Genomic DNA, 15,207 nt, shown 5'->3' on the forward strand with positions numbered 1-15,207 from the left:
AATTACTGGTACCGGCGGTCGAGGAGGGCGATCGCGTCTCAATCCGGATTGTGGTCGGCGAACATCTTCAGGCCGAGGAAACTTGCATCAGGCTTCTTGACGAGCCTGGTCGGGATGTTGCGCAAGTAATCCTGAAAGCGCCCCTTGGCTTCGAAGCGCGCCCTGAACGCCGAAGCAGCAAGGAACTCCGGAAAGCGCGGCACGATGCCGCCGGCGATATAGACACCGCCGCGGGCGCCGAAGGTCACCGCGAGATTGCCCGCGACCGAGCCGAGGATGGCGCAAAACATCTCCAGCGTTGCGCGGCTGAGTTCGCAACTGCCCTCCAGGGCCGCCTTGGTGATGGCGGCGGCGTCGCGGTGCGGCACCTGGGCGCCGTCGACCTCCGCCAGCGCCTCGTAGAGGCTTTGCAGGCCGGAGCCCGAAAGCGCGCCGCGCTCGATCGAGACATGACCGAGGCGCCTGCGCAGGCAGGCGATCACGCGCTCTTCGCGCTCGTTTTCCGCAGGCAAAGTCGCGTGGCCTGCCTCGGTGACGACCGCCAGCCGGGCGCCATGGCGCTCGACCAGACAGGAGACGCCAAAGCCGGTTCCAGGTCCGACCACTAGCAACGGCTCTCCGGGGAGGCCGTCCTGGCCCCCGAGCGGGATCAAATCGGCAGGCTCCAGGGCGGGCAGGGACCAGGCCACGACCTCGAAATCATTGAGCACATGGACGCTGTCGAAGCCGAGGGCGGGCTGGAGCTCGTTGCCGTCGATGACCCATGGACTGTTGGTCATGACGCAGCGGTTGTTGGTCACGGGACCCGCGACGGCCAGCACGGCTCGTTTGGGCTGCTTGCCGCCGGACTGGCGCGCGAGGACGTCGACGATGGCTTCCCGAACGGTCGGGAAGTCAGCAACCTTCACATAATCGATGGGGCCGGTCTGGTCGCTATTGTTCGATGCGCTTTGGCTCAGCGCAAAGCGCGCGTTGGTGCCGCCGATATCGGCGAGAAGAATCTGTCCTGTCTTGCCGAAACTCATGACCATGTGGCTGCCGCGCCATGCAGGCTCGCGGGAACCGTTTCCTCCGCTCCATCGATCCGCAACTTGCGAACCTCTTCTAGAATCCGTCCTTGGGCGAGCCTAGTCAACTCGGACAACGCCAAACCGTTGCATCCCAGATACGACGGGCGCGATATCGCCGCATTGGTCGGTGGTTGCGAAGCCGCGCGGGAAGATCGACATTGGCAGAGCGTTCGGCGCCCCTCGCGCCGGACAGCTGGAACGGGGCCTTGCGATGAAGATTTCCGACCGCGACGTGCTGCTGGTGATCGACGTGCAGAATGACTTTTGCACTGGCGGAGCGCTCGCCGTTCCCGGCGGCGAGAAGGTTGTCCCGGCCATCAATCGAATCGCCCAAAAATTCACCAATGTGGTGCTGACCCAGGACTGGCATCCGGACGACCACGTCTCGTTCGCACCGAACCACGCGGGCAAGCAGCCGTTCCAGGCGATCGAGCTCGACTACGGCACCCAGGTCCTTTGGCCGACGCACTGCGTACAAGGCACGGCGGGAGCCGAATTCCATGGGGAGCTCGAAATTATCAGGGCAAACCTCGTGGTGCGCAAAGGTTTTCGTCGCGGCATCGATTCCTATTCGGCGCTGTTCGAGAACGACCACCGGACGCCGACGGGCTTGCTCGGCTATTTGCGCGAGCGCGAACTGAAGACCGTCTTCGTTGCCGGTCTGGCGCTGGATTTCTGTGTCCGCTTCTCGGCGGAAGATGCCCGCACGGCGGGGTTCGAGGTCGCGGTCATCGAGGATGCATGCCGCGGCATCGACCTCTTCGGCTCTGTGGCCGCGACCCATCAGAGTTTTCGCCAGCGTGGCATTTCGATCGTCAGCCTGGAGGCCTTGCTGTGAGGACCTTGAGATAGTCATGGTGGATAAGAGCGGCAAACCGCTGGGCCGCTCGGATCATCCTCCGGATGATCCGCTGCTGTGGCCGTTTGCGGCGGCGCGGCTCGCGATGGGCGCCTGCTTCTGGTGGCTGGAGCGCGATCCGCCGGAACAGGACGAGAGCAATCTGCCGTGGACGACGCCCAACAGGGTCGCCTTGGAGCTCGCGACCATGCGCCTGCGCGATTGCACGCGGACGCAATCCGGCCAGGCGGCGCTGGTCTGCGCGCCCTATGCGCTGCACCGGGCCCTGATCGTCGACTTCGCGCCGGGCCACAGCGTGGTGCAGTCCCTGCAGAATGGCGGCATCGATCGGGTGTACCTCACCGACTGGCGCTCGGCCTCGCCGGACATGCGCTATCTCTCGATCGACAGCTATCTCGGCGATCTCAATGTCGCCATCGACGAAATCGGCGCGCCGGTCGATCTCGTCGGCCTGTGCCAGGGTGGCTGGCTGTCGCTGCTCTATGCGGCGCGCTTTCCCGCCAAGGTGCGGCGGCTGGTGCTGGTGGGGGCGCCCGTCGATCTCTCGATCGATTCCGCGTTGTCCCGGCTCGCTCGCAATGCACCCGAGGCGCTCTACGACCAGCTCGTGGCGCGGGGCGGCGGCAATGTCAGCGGCGACGAGATGCTGCGCTTCTGGTCGAAGGCGCCCAGCCGCGACGACATTGCAGCGGCGTTGCAGAAGGATCTCTCGGACGAGGAGGGCGCGGCACTGCTCGCGCGTTTCGATCGCTGGAATACGGAGACGCTCAACCTGCCCGGCACTTACTATCTGGAGATCGTCAACTGGATCTTCCGGGAGAACCGGATTGCCGGTGGCAACTTCACGGCGCTCGGCCGCGAGGTGGATCTGAAGGACATCAAGGCGCCGGTCTTCCTGCTGGCCGGGCTCGATGACGACGTCGTGCCGGCCACACAGGCGCTTGCGACCGCCGGTCTGCTCGGAACGCCGCCGGCCTTCATTGCCGCGGCCTCCGAGCCCAGCAATCATCTCGGCCTGTTCATGGGCGCACGGACCCACGCCCATGCCTGGCCGCGGATCGCCGAATGGATGCGCGACGACCTCTCCGGCGTGCTGGCCCGCAGCGCCTGACGGCCGCCCGACCGGGCGGGCGAACATGCAAATCCGTTATGCATGATGGCGGATGGCCTGCACGGGGCCGGGTCGATGGGCTACATATTATCCAGAACTGGCGGCTGCGGCCGCGACAAGATTAAGGGTACTGCGCTCGATGACGTTCCACTCGATCTACGCCCACGGATTTGCGCGCGTGGCCGCCTGTGTCACCACGTCTCATGTCGCCGATCCCTCGGCCAATGCGAAGGCTATCCTGGCGGCGGCGAATGCCTGCCACGAGCAGTCGGTGGCGGTTGCCGTGTTTCCCGAGCTGTGCCTGTCCGGCTACGCGATCGAAGATCTCGTGAAGCAGGACCCGCTGCTCGATGCGGTCGAGCGCGGGCTCGCCGCAATCGTCAAGGCTTCCTCGGCCCTGATGACCGTCTTGATCGTCGGCGCGCCGCTGCGCTTCGGTCATCGCATCTACAATTGCGCCGTCGTCATTCATCGCGGAAACGTCCTTGGCGTCGTGCCCAAGAGCTACCTGCCGACCTATCGCGAATTCTACGAGGGACGGCATTTCGCCTCCGGCGCCGGCATTGCCGGAGAGACGATCGCGTTTGGCGGGCTGCACGCACCGTTCGGCGTTGACCTCCTGTTCGCGGCCGAGGATGTTCCTGGCCTGATCATCGGCGTCGAGATTTGCGAGGACATGTGGATTCCGGTGACGCCGGCTTCCGAACTCGCGCTTGCCGGTGCCAGCGTGCTGATCAATCTATCCGGCAGCCCGATCACGATCGGCCGGGCGCGCTCGCGCGCACTGCTGTGCCAATCGACCTCGGCGCGCTGCCTCGCGGCTTATGTCTATTCCGCCGCCGGGGCAGGGGAATCCACCACCGATCTGGCCTGGGACGGCCAGACCTCGATCTATGAGAACGGCGTGCTGCTCGCCGAAGGCGAGCGGTTCCGCCAGGACGGCCAGATCACGCTCGCCGACGTCGATCTCGACCTGCTCAGGCAGGAACGCGCATTGATGGGCACGTTCGACGACAATCGCCGCCAGCGCGAAGGCTTCTATCGAAGGATCACCTTTGCCCTGAAACCGCCGGCCACCGACATCGGCTTCATGCGCAAGATCGAGCGTTTCCCGTTCGTGCCGAGCGACGAAGCCCTGCTCGAGCAGGATTGCTACGAGGCCTACAACATCCAGGTCGCCGGCCTCGTGCAGCGCATGCGCGCGACCGGAACCAAGCGCGTGGTGATCGGCGTGTCGGGCGGGCTCGATTCCACGCACGCCCTGATCGTCGCAGCCAAAGCCATCGACCTTCTCGGACTGCCGCGCGGCAACATCTTGGCCTACACGATGCCGGGTTTTGCCACGGGGAGCGAGAGCAAGACCAATGCGCTGGCGCTGATGAAGGCGTTGCAGACGGATTGGCAGGAGCTCGACATCCGCACCACGGCGACGCAGATGCTGAAGGACATCGGCCATCCCTTCGGCAAGGGCGAGAAGGTCTACGACGTCACCTTCGAGAACGTGCAGGCGGGCCTGCGCACGGACTATCTGTTCAGGCTCGCCAACCATCATGGCGGCATCGTCATCGGAACCGGCGATCTCTCGGAGCTCGCGCTCGGCTGGTGCACCTACGGCGTCGGCGACCAGATGGCGCATTATAATGTCAACGCCGGGGTGCCGAAGACGCTGATCCAGCACCTGATCCGCTGGGTGATCGCTTCAAAGCAGTTCGGCGACGACGTCAACCGAACGCTTGCGTCGATCCTGTCGGCCGAAATCTCGCCCGAGCTGGTTCCGGTCAAGCCCGGCGAGAAGCCGCAGAGCACGGAAGCTTCCGTCGGCCCCTACGAACTCCAGGATTTCAATTTGTTCTACACGCTGCGCTTTGGCATGCGGCCGTCCAAGATCGCCTTCATGGCGCTGCAGGCGTGGAAGGACGTCGGCAAGGGCGAATGGCCGCCGGCGTTCCCGGCTGACAAGCGCAAGGCATACGATCTGTCCGAGATCCGCCGCTGGCTCGAGGTCTTCCTGCGCCGCTTCTTCGCCTTCAGCCAGTTCAAGCGTTCGGCGATGCCGAACGGCCCGAAGGTTTCGGCCGGCGGCTCGTTGTCGCCGCGTGGCGACTGGCGCGCGCCGTCGGATTCGAGTGCGGCGGCATGGCTCGAGGATCTCGAGCGGAACGTGCCGAACTGATTAGGCGAGACTGATCGGGCAGGGCGCCTCAAAACGACTTCGCGCCGCGCGGCTCATACAGCCGGCGGCGCGAAATTGCGTTTGATACAGAAAGTTTCGAGGTCCGGAGTGCCTAGGAGTCCGGACCTCGTCACCTTGCCCCAGCCCTTGATCCCCCCGCCCCATGTGGTCCCCCAACCCCATGTAGCGCGATCAGAGGGTGATGCCCTGGAAGGCCGCCGATCGATGTTCGCGATGTACGCGAAGTATGGTTAGGATTCCATTCCGTGTCACTACGGACACGAACGCGCTTGATGCTGCACGCTGGTGCATCCGACCGCATCTGCTGCGATCGCTGCTGCCTGAATTCGATGCAGGCGACCGGCTCGATGTCCACATCTCCGCATCGCCGCGGCACCTGCATTTCACGGGCCTGTCATTGAACTGGTCTAGCGCTGCTCCCGTCATCGCTGACGATCAAGGAGCAAGCCATGTCGAAGCCGGTGCTGGGCGCAGCGTTGTCCATCAAATCGATCCCCGCCCACCGCGACTGGCTTCTCGAACGGCAGCGCGATCTTGAAATCCAGGATTTTTTCCGCGCGGATTTGCTCGATGGCGATTGGCGGAGTGCGGCCAGCGAGATCAAGCAGATGCTCTCGGGCCATACCGGCCGGCTCGGCATCCACGGCCCGTTCTGGGGCTTCAAGATCGACAGCCACGATCCCCTGATCCGCCATGCGGTGACGAAGCGCCTGCTTCAGGGCCTCGATGCCGCGGAATTCCTCGGCGCGACGCAGATGGTGATCCATTCGCCGTTCACGACCTGGGACCACAACAATCTGGACCTCTATCCTGATAATCGCAGCAATCTCGTCGAGCGCGTCAAGGCGACGCTTGCCGAGGTGATCGCGCGCGCCGAGACGATCGGCTGCGAGGTCGTCATCGAGAACATCGAGGACAAGGATCCGCGCGACCGCGTGCGTCTCGCCAAGGCGCTCGAAAGCAACAAGATCCGCGTCTCCCTCGACACTGGCCACGCCAATTACGCCCACATCTCCACCGGCGCGCCGCCGGTCGACTACTACGTCGAGACCGCCGGCGACATGCTGACGCATGTGCACCTCCAGGACACCGACGGCTTTGCCGACCGCCATTGGGCGCCGGGCGAAGGCAATATCCCGTGGGTGGCCGTGTTCCGCGCGCTGGGCCGGCTGACGTCCAACCCGCGGCTGATCCTCGAACTCCGCAATCACGACGACGTTCGCGCCGGCGCAGCCCATCTGGCCGCGCTCGGTCTCGCTGAATAACCGACCTCATCAAGGACAGGGCTTGTTGACATGAGCAAATTTACCCGTCGCACCATCCTGAAGTCTGGCGGCGCTGTCGCAGGCACGCTTCTCCTGCCGCGCTTTGCGATCGGGCAGGCCGACAACCGCCCGTCGGTGACGATCGCCGTGCAAAAGGTGACGAATTCGAACGTGCTCGACGTGCTGCGTGAGCAATCGAACGTCGGCGAGCGCGTGTTCTTCTCCTCGATCTGGGAGGGCCTGATCTCCAAGAACTGGCGCGGCAGCCTGGAGGCCGTGCCAGGCCTCGCCACCGAATGGCGCCGCATCGACGACCAGACCGTCGAGGTGAAGCTGCGCCAGGGCGTCAAGTTCCACAATGGCGACGAACTCACGGCCGAGGACGTCGTCTTCACCTTCAGCCGCGAGCGCATGTTCGGCGAGACCGAGGCCAAGAGCCGCTCCACCATCCAGGCCTTCGAGAAGATCCCGACGCCGCGCCCGGGCAAGGAATTGCCGCCGGACGTGCCGGCGGTTGCCCGCCGCATCTGGCCGGACCTCGTGCGCGTCGATGCCGTCGACAAGTACACGGTGCGCTTCTACAACGCGACGCCGGACGTCACGATCGAGGGCCGGCTGTCGCGCTACGGCTCCGACATCATGAACCGCCGCGCCTGGGAACAATCCGCGAGCTATCTCGACTGGGCACGCAAGCCGATCACGACGGGCCCGTACAAGGTCGTCGAGCTCAAGCCCGACGTGTCGCTGACCCTTGAGGCGCATGACGAATATTGGGGCGGCCGGCCGCCGCTCAAGCGCATCCGTTTCCTCGAAGTGCCCGAGGTCGCGAGCCGCATCAACGGCCTGCTGTCGGGCGAATACCAATTCGCCTGCGACATTCCACCGGACCAGATTGCCGGCATCGAGAAGAACTCCGCATTCGAAGTGCAGGGCGGCACCATCCTCAATCACCGCCTGACCGTGTTCGACAAGAACCACGCCGTGCTCGCCAATCCCCTGGTGCGGCGCGCCTTCACCCACGCGATCGACCGCCAGGCGATCGTCGACAGCCTGTGGGCGGGCCGTACCCGCGTGCCGAAAGGCCTGCAGTGGGAATTCTACGGCGACATGTTCAACGCCGACTGGAGCGTGCCGGCCTACGATCCGAAGCTCGCGCAGGATCTGTTGAAGCAGGCCAACTACAAGGGCGATCCGATTCCCTATCGCCTGCTCAACAACTACTACACGAACCAGGTCGCGACCGCGCAGGTGCTGGTCGAGATGTGGAAGTCGGTCGGCCTCAACGTCCAGATCGAGACCAAGGAGAACTGGTCGCAGATCATGGAGCGCGCGCCGACCCGCGCGGTACGCGACTGGTCGAACTCGGCGGCCTTCAACGATCCCGTCTCGTCGCTGGTCGCACAGCACGGCCCGAACGGCCAGCAGCAGCAGATCGGCGAGTGGACCAATGCCGAACTGAACAAGCTCTCAGAATTCCTGGAGACCTCGACCGACCGGGCCGCCCGCAAGAAGGCGTTCCACCGCATGCTCGAGATCGCCGAGCGCGAGGATCCCGCCTATACGGTGCTGCACCAGAACGCGACCTTCACCGCGAAGCCGAAGTCGATCAAGTGGAAGGCCTCGCCGGCATTCGCGATGGATTTCCGCGCCGGCAATTTCGAGGCGTAAGTGGTGACGCCGCTGGTCAATATCCAGGGCCTCAACGTCGCCTTCAACGGCGTACCGGTCCTGCGCGGCGTCGATCTGACCTTGGAGAAGGGCGAGGCCGTCGGCCTCGTCGGCGAGTCCGGCTCCGGCAAGTCCGTGACATGGCTTGCCGCGCTCGGCCTGTTGCCGCGGCATGCGAGCGTCTCGGGCTCCGTGCGGCTCGACGGACGCGAAATCCTCGGCGCGCCCGCGGGTGAGCTTGACCGGGTGCGGGGCGGGCGGGTCGCCATGATTTTTCAGGACCCCGCAAGCGCGCTCAATCCGGTGCTCACCATTCGCAAGCAGCTCTGCGAGGCTTTGGCGCTGCATCGCGATCTCTCGGGCGAGGCTGTGAAGGCCGAAGCGCGGCAGCTGCTCGATCTCGTCGGCATTCCCGATGCGGCGCGGCGGCTCGAAGCCTATCCGCACGAATTCTCCGGCGGCCAGGTCCAGCGCATCATGATCGCGATGGCGCTGGCCGGAAATCCCGATCTCCTCGTCGCGGACGAGCCGACCACGGCGCTCGACGCCACCATCCAGGCGCAGATCTTGGAGCTGCTGTCGTCGGTTCGCCGCGAGATGGGCATGGCGATGGTCCTGATCAGCCACGATCTCGGCGTCGTCGCCGAGAATTGCGACCGCGTCGCCGTGATGTATGCCGGCCGCATCGTCGAGCGGGCGCCAGCCAACCAACTCTTTGCCGATCCCGTGCATCCCTATGCGCAAGGCCTGATCGGCGCACTGCCGCCGCTCGACGGGCCACGGCGGCGCCTCACCGCCATTCCCGGGACGGTGCCTGATCCCGCGAGGATGCCGAGCGGCTGTGCCTTCGCGCCGCGCTGCGCGCTGGCGGCCGAGCCGTGCGGACTTGCCGTGCCGAGCCTGGCGCCGATCGCGAACGATCGCGTGGTTGCCTGCATCCGTGCCGAAGCTTCGCGCCGCGCGCTGCTCGGGATAGCCGCCGAATGAGCGGGCCGCTTGTCGAGGTGTCCTCGATCTCGCGCAGCTACGCGATGCGCTCCGGGATGTTCGGCCACAGCACTGCCGTCCACGCGGTCGATGGCGTGTCGCTGACGATCCCCAAAGGCGAAACGCTGGGCCTCGTCGGTGAGTCTGGCTCGGGCAAGTCCACCACCGGCCGCATCGTGCTCGGTATCGAGCCGCCGGATCGCGGCGAGGTGCGGTTCGACGGCAAGCCCATGGCTGCGCCCGGAACGGCCGCGTGGCGTGCGCAACGCGCGCGCATGCAGATGATCTTCCAGGATCCATTGGGCGCGCTGGACCGGCGTCTGCCGGTCGCTACGCAAATCCGCGAGCCCCTGGACGTTCACGGGCTCGGCACGCCGGCGGAGCGCGAGGAGCGTGTCCGCGAATTGCTGCGCGCGGTCGAGCTGACGCCAGCACATGGCGCGCGCTATCCGGGCGCGCTCTCCGGCGGTCAGCGTCAGCGGATCGTGCTGGCGCGGGCGCTGGCGACGAAGCCGGATTTCCTCGTCTGCGACGAGCCGGTCAGCGCGCTCGACGTCTCGATCCAGGCGCAGGTGGTGAACCTGCTTTGCGATCTTCAGGCGCAGCTGGGGCTGACGTTGCTGTTCATCAGCCACGATTTGCGCGTCGTGCGGCAGATCAGCAATGTCGTCGCCGTGATGTATCTCGGCCGCATCGTCGAGATCGGCAGCGCCGACGATCTCTTCGCGCGTCCCGAACACCCCTATACGCAGGCGCTGGTCTCGGCTTCGCCCGCGCCCGGGCGTCGCAGCGCGGGCCGCATCGTGCTGGCAGGTGATCCGCCGGACCCGGCGGCGCGGCCCCAAGGCTGTGCCTTCCATCCGCGCTGCCCGCGCGCTATCGCGCGCTGCGCGAGCGAGGTGCCGGCGCTGACCGCCGTCGGCGGTAACAGGCAAGTCGCCTGTCATCTCGCGACGGGACCGCGAGCCGAGACGCGGGACGCGGCGTGATGGGACGCTATCTTGCCATTCGGATCGGACGCGCGGCGCTGACGATCGTGCTCGTCGTCACCTTCGCCTTCGTGGTGCTGCGTCTCTCCGGAGACCCCGCGCTGATGATCCTGGGACCGGAGGCGCCGCCGGAGGTGCTCGCCGCCTTCCGCAAGGCCTGGGGGCTCGATGATCCCATCTGGTTCCAGTACCTCGACTACTTCGGCGCCATCGCCAAGGGCGAGCTCGGCCGTTCCATGCGCGACGGGCGGCCGGCGATCGAGCTGGTGCTGGAGCGGATTCCGGCAACGCTGGCGCTGACGCTGCCGGCCTTCGCATTGAAGGTCGCGCTTGGCATTCCCGCCGGCATCTACGCGGCGCTGCACCGGGGCTCGGCGATCGATCGCGCCGTGATGATGACGGCGGTCGCCGGCTTCACCGTGCCCAGTTTTGTCCTTGCGCTGCTGCTCGTGCTCGTCTTCGCCGTGCAGCTCGGCTGGCTGCCCTCGGGCGGACAGGACAGCTGGCGTCACGCCATCCTGCCGATCGCAACGCTGAGCCTCGGCGGCGCCGCGGTGCTGGCGCGCTTCACCCGCAGCGCGATGCTGGAGGTGCTGGGCCAGCCCTACATCCGCACCGCCTCGGCCAAGGGCGTCCCGTGGAGGAAGGTGGTGACGTCGCATGCATTGCCGAATGCGGCGATTCCAACCGTCACCATTCTGGGCTTCATGGTGGGCACGCTGATTGCGGGTGCGGTCGTGGTCGAGAGCGTGTTCGCCTGGCCGGGAGTAGGGCGCCTGCTCGTCGTGGCCGTCGCCAACCGGGACCTCGCCGTCGTGCAATGCATCCTGCTGCTGGTCGCGCTGACCATGGTCACGTCCAACCTGGTCGTCGATTTCCTCTACGGCTTCCTCGACCCGCGGCTGCGCGCCAAAGGGGCGCACGCATGACCGACGCCACGCTGAAGGACGCAGGCGTTCGCCGCCGCATCAGCCTGCCGGCTATCCCGGTCTCGGTCGCGCTCGCGATCGGCTGGATCGTCGCGATGCTGGTGATTGCGGCGTTTGCCGAGAAGATCGCGCCCTATGGCTACACCCAGCTCGACCTGCGCAACCGGCTGGCTGCGCCCGGCAATGTCGCGCACTGGCTCGGCACCGACGAGCTCGGCCGCGACGTGCTGTCGCGCCTGCTCGTCTCGATCCGCATCTCGCTGCTGATCGCTTTCGGCGCGACTGCGATCTCGGCGATCGTCGGCACCACGCTCGGCTTCCTCGCCGCGCACTTTCGCGGGGTCGTTGAACAGCTCGTGCTGATGCTGACGGACTTCCAGGCCAGCATGCCGTTCCTGATCATGGCGCTCGCGGTGCTCGCCTTCTTCGGCAATTCGCTGCCGCTGCTGATCGGCCTGATGGGGCTGTTCGGTTGGGAGCGCTATGCCCGCATCGCCCGTGGCCTCGCCATCTCCGCCAATGCGCAAGGCTATGCCGCGGCCGTCCGCCAGCTCGGCGCGACGCCGCCCCGGATTTACCTGCGGCACATCCTGCCCAACATCGCCTCGACCCTCATCGTGTCCACCACGCTGGTTTTCCCCGAGGTGATCCTGATGGAATCTGGCCTGTCCTTCCTCGGCCTCGGCGTGCAGCCGCCGATGACCAGCCTCGGCAACATGGTCGGATACGGTCGCGAATATCTCACGCGGGCGCCCTGGATCATGCTGGCGCCGGCGGCCACCATCGTGATCACCACACTGGCCGTCTCCGTGATCGGCGACTGGCTGCGTGATCGGCTCGACCCGACGCTGCAATAGTGCGACTGGCCTGGCGCGTGCGCCGATTTGCCGTCGGACACCCGCTTCTAGCCTTGGACCTCAGGCGTTCTGCCGCGCCCGAGCGCGAATTGACCGACCGGGCCCTCGACATGGAATTCCAACTCCGTCATTTTCGCAAACAGATCGATGTTGGTGCTACCAATGGCGCAGCCGCCGAGGCCCATATCGGTCGCCGCCAGGTAAAGCGTCTGTATCAGGCTGCCGACATCCTTCAGGATCAACGAATATGCGATTGAGCTGTATTTCCAGGAGACCCGCCCAAATCGCGCGGCGATCGTGATCAGGATTTGCGGCTGACCCGGCGCGTCCATGGCGAACTGCGCAGCCGCCAAATGCGCCTGGAGTTGCTGGGGGGAGGCGCCGATCGCGACCAGCGCGTGGCTCCCTGCATCGTAGTGGTAGAGTCCGCGCGCAAGTCCGTCGCAGTTCGCGACGGTAAGGTACAATTCCAGCTCGTACGCGCTGCCCGCCGACGGATAGGGCCTTGTGCTGTAGGTCACGTCGGGGCCGCCTTCGAAATACGGCTCGCTCTTCCATTCGGACACGACGCGCGCGGTGGTGTCGAGAAACTGCGCGAGTTCGCCGAGCGTGACCGGATTTTTGTCGTCGAAATCCCGTGTTGAATGGCGTTCGCGCAACAGCTTCGGGAAGCGGGAGTTCGGCTCCGGGGATGAAAATTTGCGCAGGTCGATCTTGCTGCCGGCCCAGGGCGGACGCACCGTCGGCGACGGCGGAACGACGCCGGCATAGGTGAAGGCGGCGCCGACCGGATTGGCTTGCCGACCCTCCGTGCTCCGCGTGTGAAACACCAGATCGTGGAAATCCCAGAGTACGAGGTTGCCGTCACCTTCGTTCACCCGCAGGCCTTGTCCGTCTTTCGCATCGAGCTTGAGCAGGATCTGGCTGTCCAGCAACAGTTCGAGCAGATGGAGGGTGGAGGAAGCTACCTTCTGGTTGAGCTTGCTGATCTTCCGAGGCTGCGACAGCGCAGCAAGGGTGGCGGCGATGGCGGGATCGCCAATCCGGAACAGCGCGCCGGCGCGTGGCGATTCCAGCACCAACTCGTTGCCGCGCCGGCGCAGAAAGGCAAAGCGCGATAGCACAATGGTGTCACGACTGCCCAGCTTCGCGCGCCGCGGCCAGTAATCGGGGACTTGGGGCTCGATGACCACGAAGTCCAGCGTGTTGCGCGAAGAGGAGAGGCGGTATTCCAGAAGCCCCTGCCGGGCCAAGCGATGCACCAGGGCGTCGACGTCTCTCGCGAGGGCGCTCTTGCCTGCAAAGGACGCGAGCGGAAGGCCGGTGCTCAGATGTCGCGCGCAGTCCATCGCGGCCGCGCTGAATTGTCCGAGGTTGACGGAATAGTCGCCCAGAGAGGCGGCGATGTTTCCGTCCGGCTGCATCTGGAGGGAGAAGCGATGGCTCAATCGGGCGGCAATGTCTGGCGCGATCTTCCTGGTCGGCTTTTTCCGGGGAGCGCGCACGAAAGAGCAGCCCTTCAGGTGTGTGGAAGAAATGAAGTCAGATCGCTTTCCGGTCGCGGCCGGTCCAACAATCCGAGCTTCACCGGCACATCGTAAAGGCGCCCCGGCGCGAAACGGCGATAGAAATGACGCAGGCCGGGAACGAGCACTCTGACGACCGGAACCTCGACGTCGGGACGTGTCTGGTCGAGGACGAGGAAATCGTAGCCTGCACGGGCGGCGATCTCGACGCAGGCAATGACCTGGTCACGCGTATTGTCGTGAAGCTTGAGGCTCGGCGCCGGGGGGACGATCGGGTGGTCGCTCGGTGTCAGGAACGGGTAGTCTTCCAGGCGCAGCGGCGTGACACCGTCGAGGGTCGGCTTCTCGCCGCTTGCGCCGCCCATCATGCCGACGGACATAAATTGGGTCAGTTCGGTGAGGGATCGCAGTAGCGCTATATGGCGGTCGAAATGCGCGCCGGAACCGAACTCGATATTCTCGTGTCCATTCTGCATCCAATGCATGATCGCCACGTAAGTCGGAATGCCGAGGTCGGTGGTGATGTCGAGCACCCACAGCTTCCGCCCGGCCTCCGCAAATTGAGCCTGGAGATCCCGGACATAGAAATCGTCGAATTGCTCGAGATCGACCTCGGCGCGCTGCACCCGGTTATACCACCAGATCGCGTAGGCATCGCGCTCGATCAGTTCGAGGAAGCCCTGAACGATGGCTTCGTCGCGGGTGTTGCCGGCCGCGCAACCGTTGGAATCCGTATGAAAGCCGCCATAGAAGAAGTACAGGAGGCCGGTCGGCAGATATTTGAAGCGTTTGTCGCGCAACGACGAGACCGGCGACCACTCGGTCCTCGTCGAGGGATCGAACGGCTCGGGCACCGGATGGGGATCGTCCGGCTGCTGCAGAAACCTGTTCTTGAACTGCGTTTCGCTGAAGAGCTGGACGTCGTTGGGAAGAAGCGCGTCGCCAGGCGCGAAATCGACAAAGCGGCGCGTCGTCCTGATCTCATCGCCCTGGAAAATGCCCGAATAGCGTTCGATCGACTCCATCAGCGCGCTTGCCTCGCCCTGTTCAGCCGTCGAGCCCTTGCCAAAGCTGCCCCCGCTCAATCCGGACCTGAGCTGGTCGATGCTGTGGGCCGGCGCAGAGAAATTGTGCTGGGCGAAGTAATTGGTGTTCATCGGCAGATCGGCCTCGATCCGCTCAAGCCGGGTGACCACGCCGGTCAGCGGGCTCACATGCTTGCGGAAGCGCGACACCGTGGCCCGCGACGTCATGGTGCGATATCCACCACTGGTCATGACGAGCTTCTTGCCTTCGGCGATCTCGACTGGGGTCGGAGATCGGTGCGGATTGTGCAGCTTCTTGCTGCCGCAGGTTGGGCATTGCGGGCGTCGCGTGACGTAGTGCTTGGCGATGACGGCGCCGGCCAGGTCGAAGCTTGCGATGTGATCGCGCAGATCCGTGCGAAAGCCCGAGGCGATTGCCTTGGCGATCTCGACGGCTGCGAAATGGATTGCGGTCCGTCCGACGGGATCGTTGACGAGCGGCGATACGGCGACCGCACGCGCCGGTCCCCGGTCAAGAAACCCCTTGATCTCCCGGTTGCGGATCATGCGATCGAACAGGCAAGTCCAGCACGAGCTCTCGCCCGGTTTGAACAGGGGCCCGACCAGCGGAAACGCGCCGGACGGCTGCACCAGCAGCCATGGCGTTTTGCCGGCTACGCGTTCGTGGTTCAGCTCGGCGAGCCGCCGGTCAAGATAATCGTTCACC

12 protein-coding genes are annotated in these 15,207 nt (G+C 65.3%); 9 read left to right on the forward strand and 3 right to left on the reverse strand.

Going from position 1 to position 15,207, the window contains the following annotated elements:
* Window positions 1-38: 38 nt before the first annotated feature.
* Window positions 39-1,025: a glucokinase gene (gene glk, locus JQ627_RS08445; RefSeq protein WP_212484094.1), complete on the reverse strand. Its 987-nt coding sequence runs from the start codon at window positions 1,023-1,025 to the stop codon at window positions 39-41.
* A gap of 256 nt (window positions 1,026-1,281) precedes the next feature.
* Here glk and pncA point away from each other — a divergent pair, with 256 nt between their 5' ends.
* The 9 genes from pncA (at window position 1,282) to JQ627_RS08490 (ending at window position 11,929) form a co-directional block, all read left to right on the forward strand.
* On the forward strand, window positions 1,282-1,908 hold the full coding sequence (gene pncA / locus JQ627_RS08450) for a bifunctional nicotinamidase/pyrazinamidase (RefSeq protein ID WP_212483731.1): 627 nt from the start codon (window positions 1,282-1,284) through the stop codon (window positions 1,906-1,908).
* A 16-nt stretch (window positions 1,909-1,924) separates the two neighbouring features.
* Window positions 1,925-3,040, forward strand: a complete 1,116-nt coding sequence (locus JQ627_RS08455) for an alpha/beta fold hydrolase (protein ID WP_212483732.1) — start codon at window positions 1,925-1,927, stop codon at window positions 3,038-3,040.
* A 139-nt stretch (window positions 3,041-3,179) separates the two neighbouring features.
* Entirely contained in the window at window positions 3,180-5,213 is a 2,034-nt protein-coding gene (locus JQ627_RS08460) for an NAD(+) synthase (protein WP_212483733.1), read from the forward strand.
* A 470-nt stretch (window positions 5,214-5,683) separates the two neighbouring features.
* Complete coding sequence (locus tag JQ627_RS08465) at window positions 5,684-6,499, forward strand: sugar phosphate isomerase/epimerase (RefSeq protein ID WP_212483734.1); 816 nt, start codon at window positions 5,684-5,686, stop codon at window positions 6,497-6,499.
* A 30-nt stretch (window positions 6,500-6,529) separates the two neighbouring features.
* The gene (locus JQ627_RS08470) at window positions 6,530-8,167 is read left to right on the forward strand and encodes an ABC transporter substrate-binding protein (protein WP_212483735.1); all 1,638 of its coding nucleotides are present in this window, start codon (window positions 6,530-6,532) and stop codon (window positions 8,165-8,167) included.
* Window positions 8,168-8,170: 3 nt separating this feature from the next.
* Window positions 8,171-9,154 carry an ABC transporter ATP-binding protein gene (locus tag JQ627_RS08475; protein ID WP_212484095.1) on the forward strand — a complete coding sequence of 328 codons (984 nt, stop codon included), beginning with the start codon at window positions 8,171-8,173 and terminating at the stop codon, window positions 9,152-9,154.
* Window positions 9,151-10,143 (forward strand): ABC transporter ATP-binding protein, encoded by a 993-nt coding sequence (locus tag JQ627_RS08480; protein WP_212483736.1) that lies wholly within the window; start codon window positions 9,151-9,153, stop codon window positions 10,141-10,143. The genes JQ627_RS08475 and JQ627_RS08480 overlap by 4 nt, the downstream gene beginning before the upstream one ends.
* Window positions 10,143-11,072, forward strand: a complete 930-nt coding sequence (locus tag JQ627_RS08485) for an ABC transporter permease (RefSeq protein WP_212483737.1) — start codon at window positions 10,143-10,145, stop codon at window positions 11,070-11,072. Before JQ627_RS08480 ends, JQ627_RS08485 begins: the two co-directional genes overlap by 1 nt.
* Window positions 11,069-11,929, forward strand: coding sequence for an ABC transporter permease (locus tag JQ627_RS08490; RefSeq protein ID WP_212483738.1), 861 nt, complete (start codon window positions 11,069-11,071; stop codon window positions 11,927-11,929). The genes JQ627_RS08485 and JQ627_RS08490 overlap by 4 nt, the downstream gene beginning before the upstream one ends.
* Window positions 11,930-11,976: 47 nt before the next feature.
* Here JQ627_RS08490 and JQ627_RS08495 read toward each other — a convergent pair whose 3' ends face one another.
* Entirely contained in the window at window positions 11,977-13,353 is a 1,377-nt protein-coding gene (locus JQ627_RS08495) for a SagB family peptide dehydrogenase (protein WP_212484096.1), read from the reverse strand.
* 95 nt (window positions 13,354-13,448) lie between these two features.
* Entirely contained in the window at window positions 13,449-15,206 is a 1,758-nt protein-coding gene (locus tag JQ627_RS08500) for a TOMM precursor leader peptide-binding protein (RefSeq protein ID WP_312015743.1), read from the reverse strand.
* Window position 15,207 lies beyond the last annotated feature (1 nt).

It is taken from the genome of Bradyrhizobium liaoningense, assembly GCF_018130785.1.
GTDB classification, from domain to species: domain Bacteria; phylum Pseudomonadota; class Alphaproteobacteria; order Rhizobiales; family Xanthobacteraceae; genus Bradyrhizobium; species Bradyrhizobium liaoningense_A.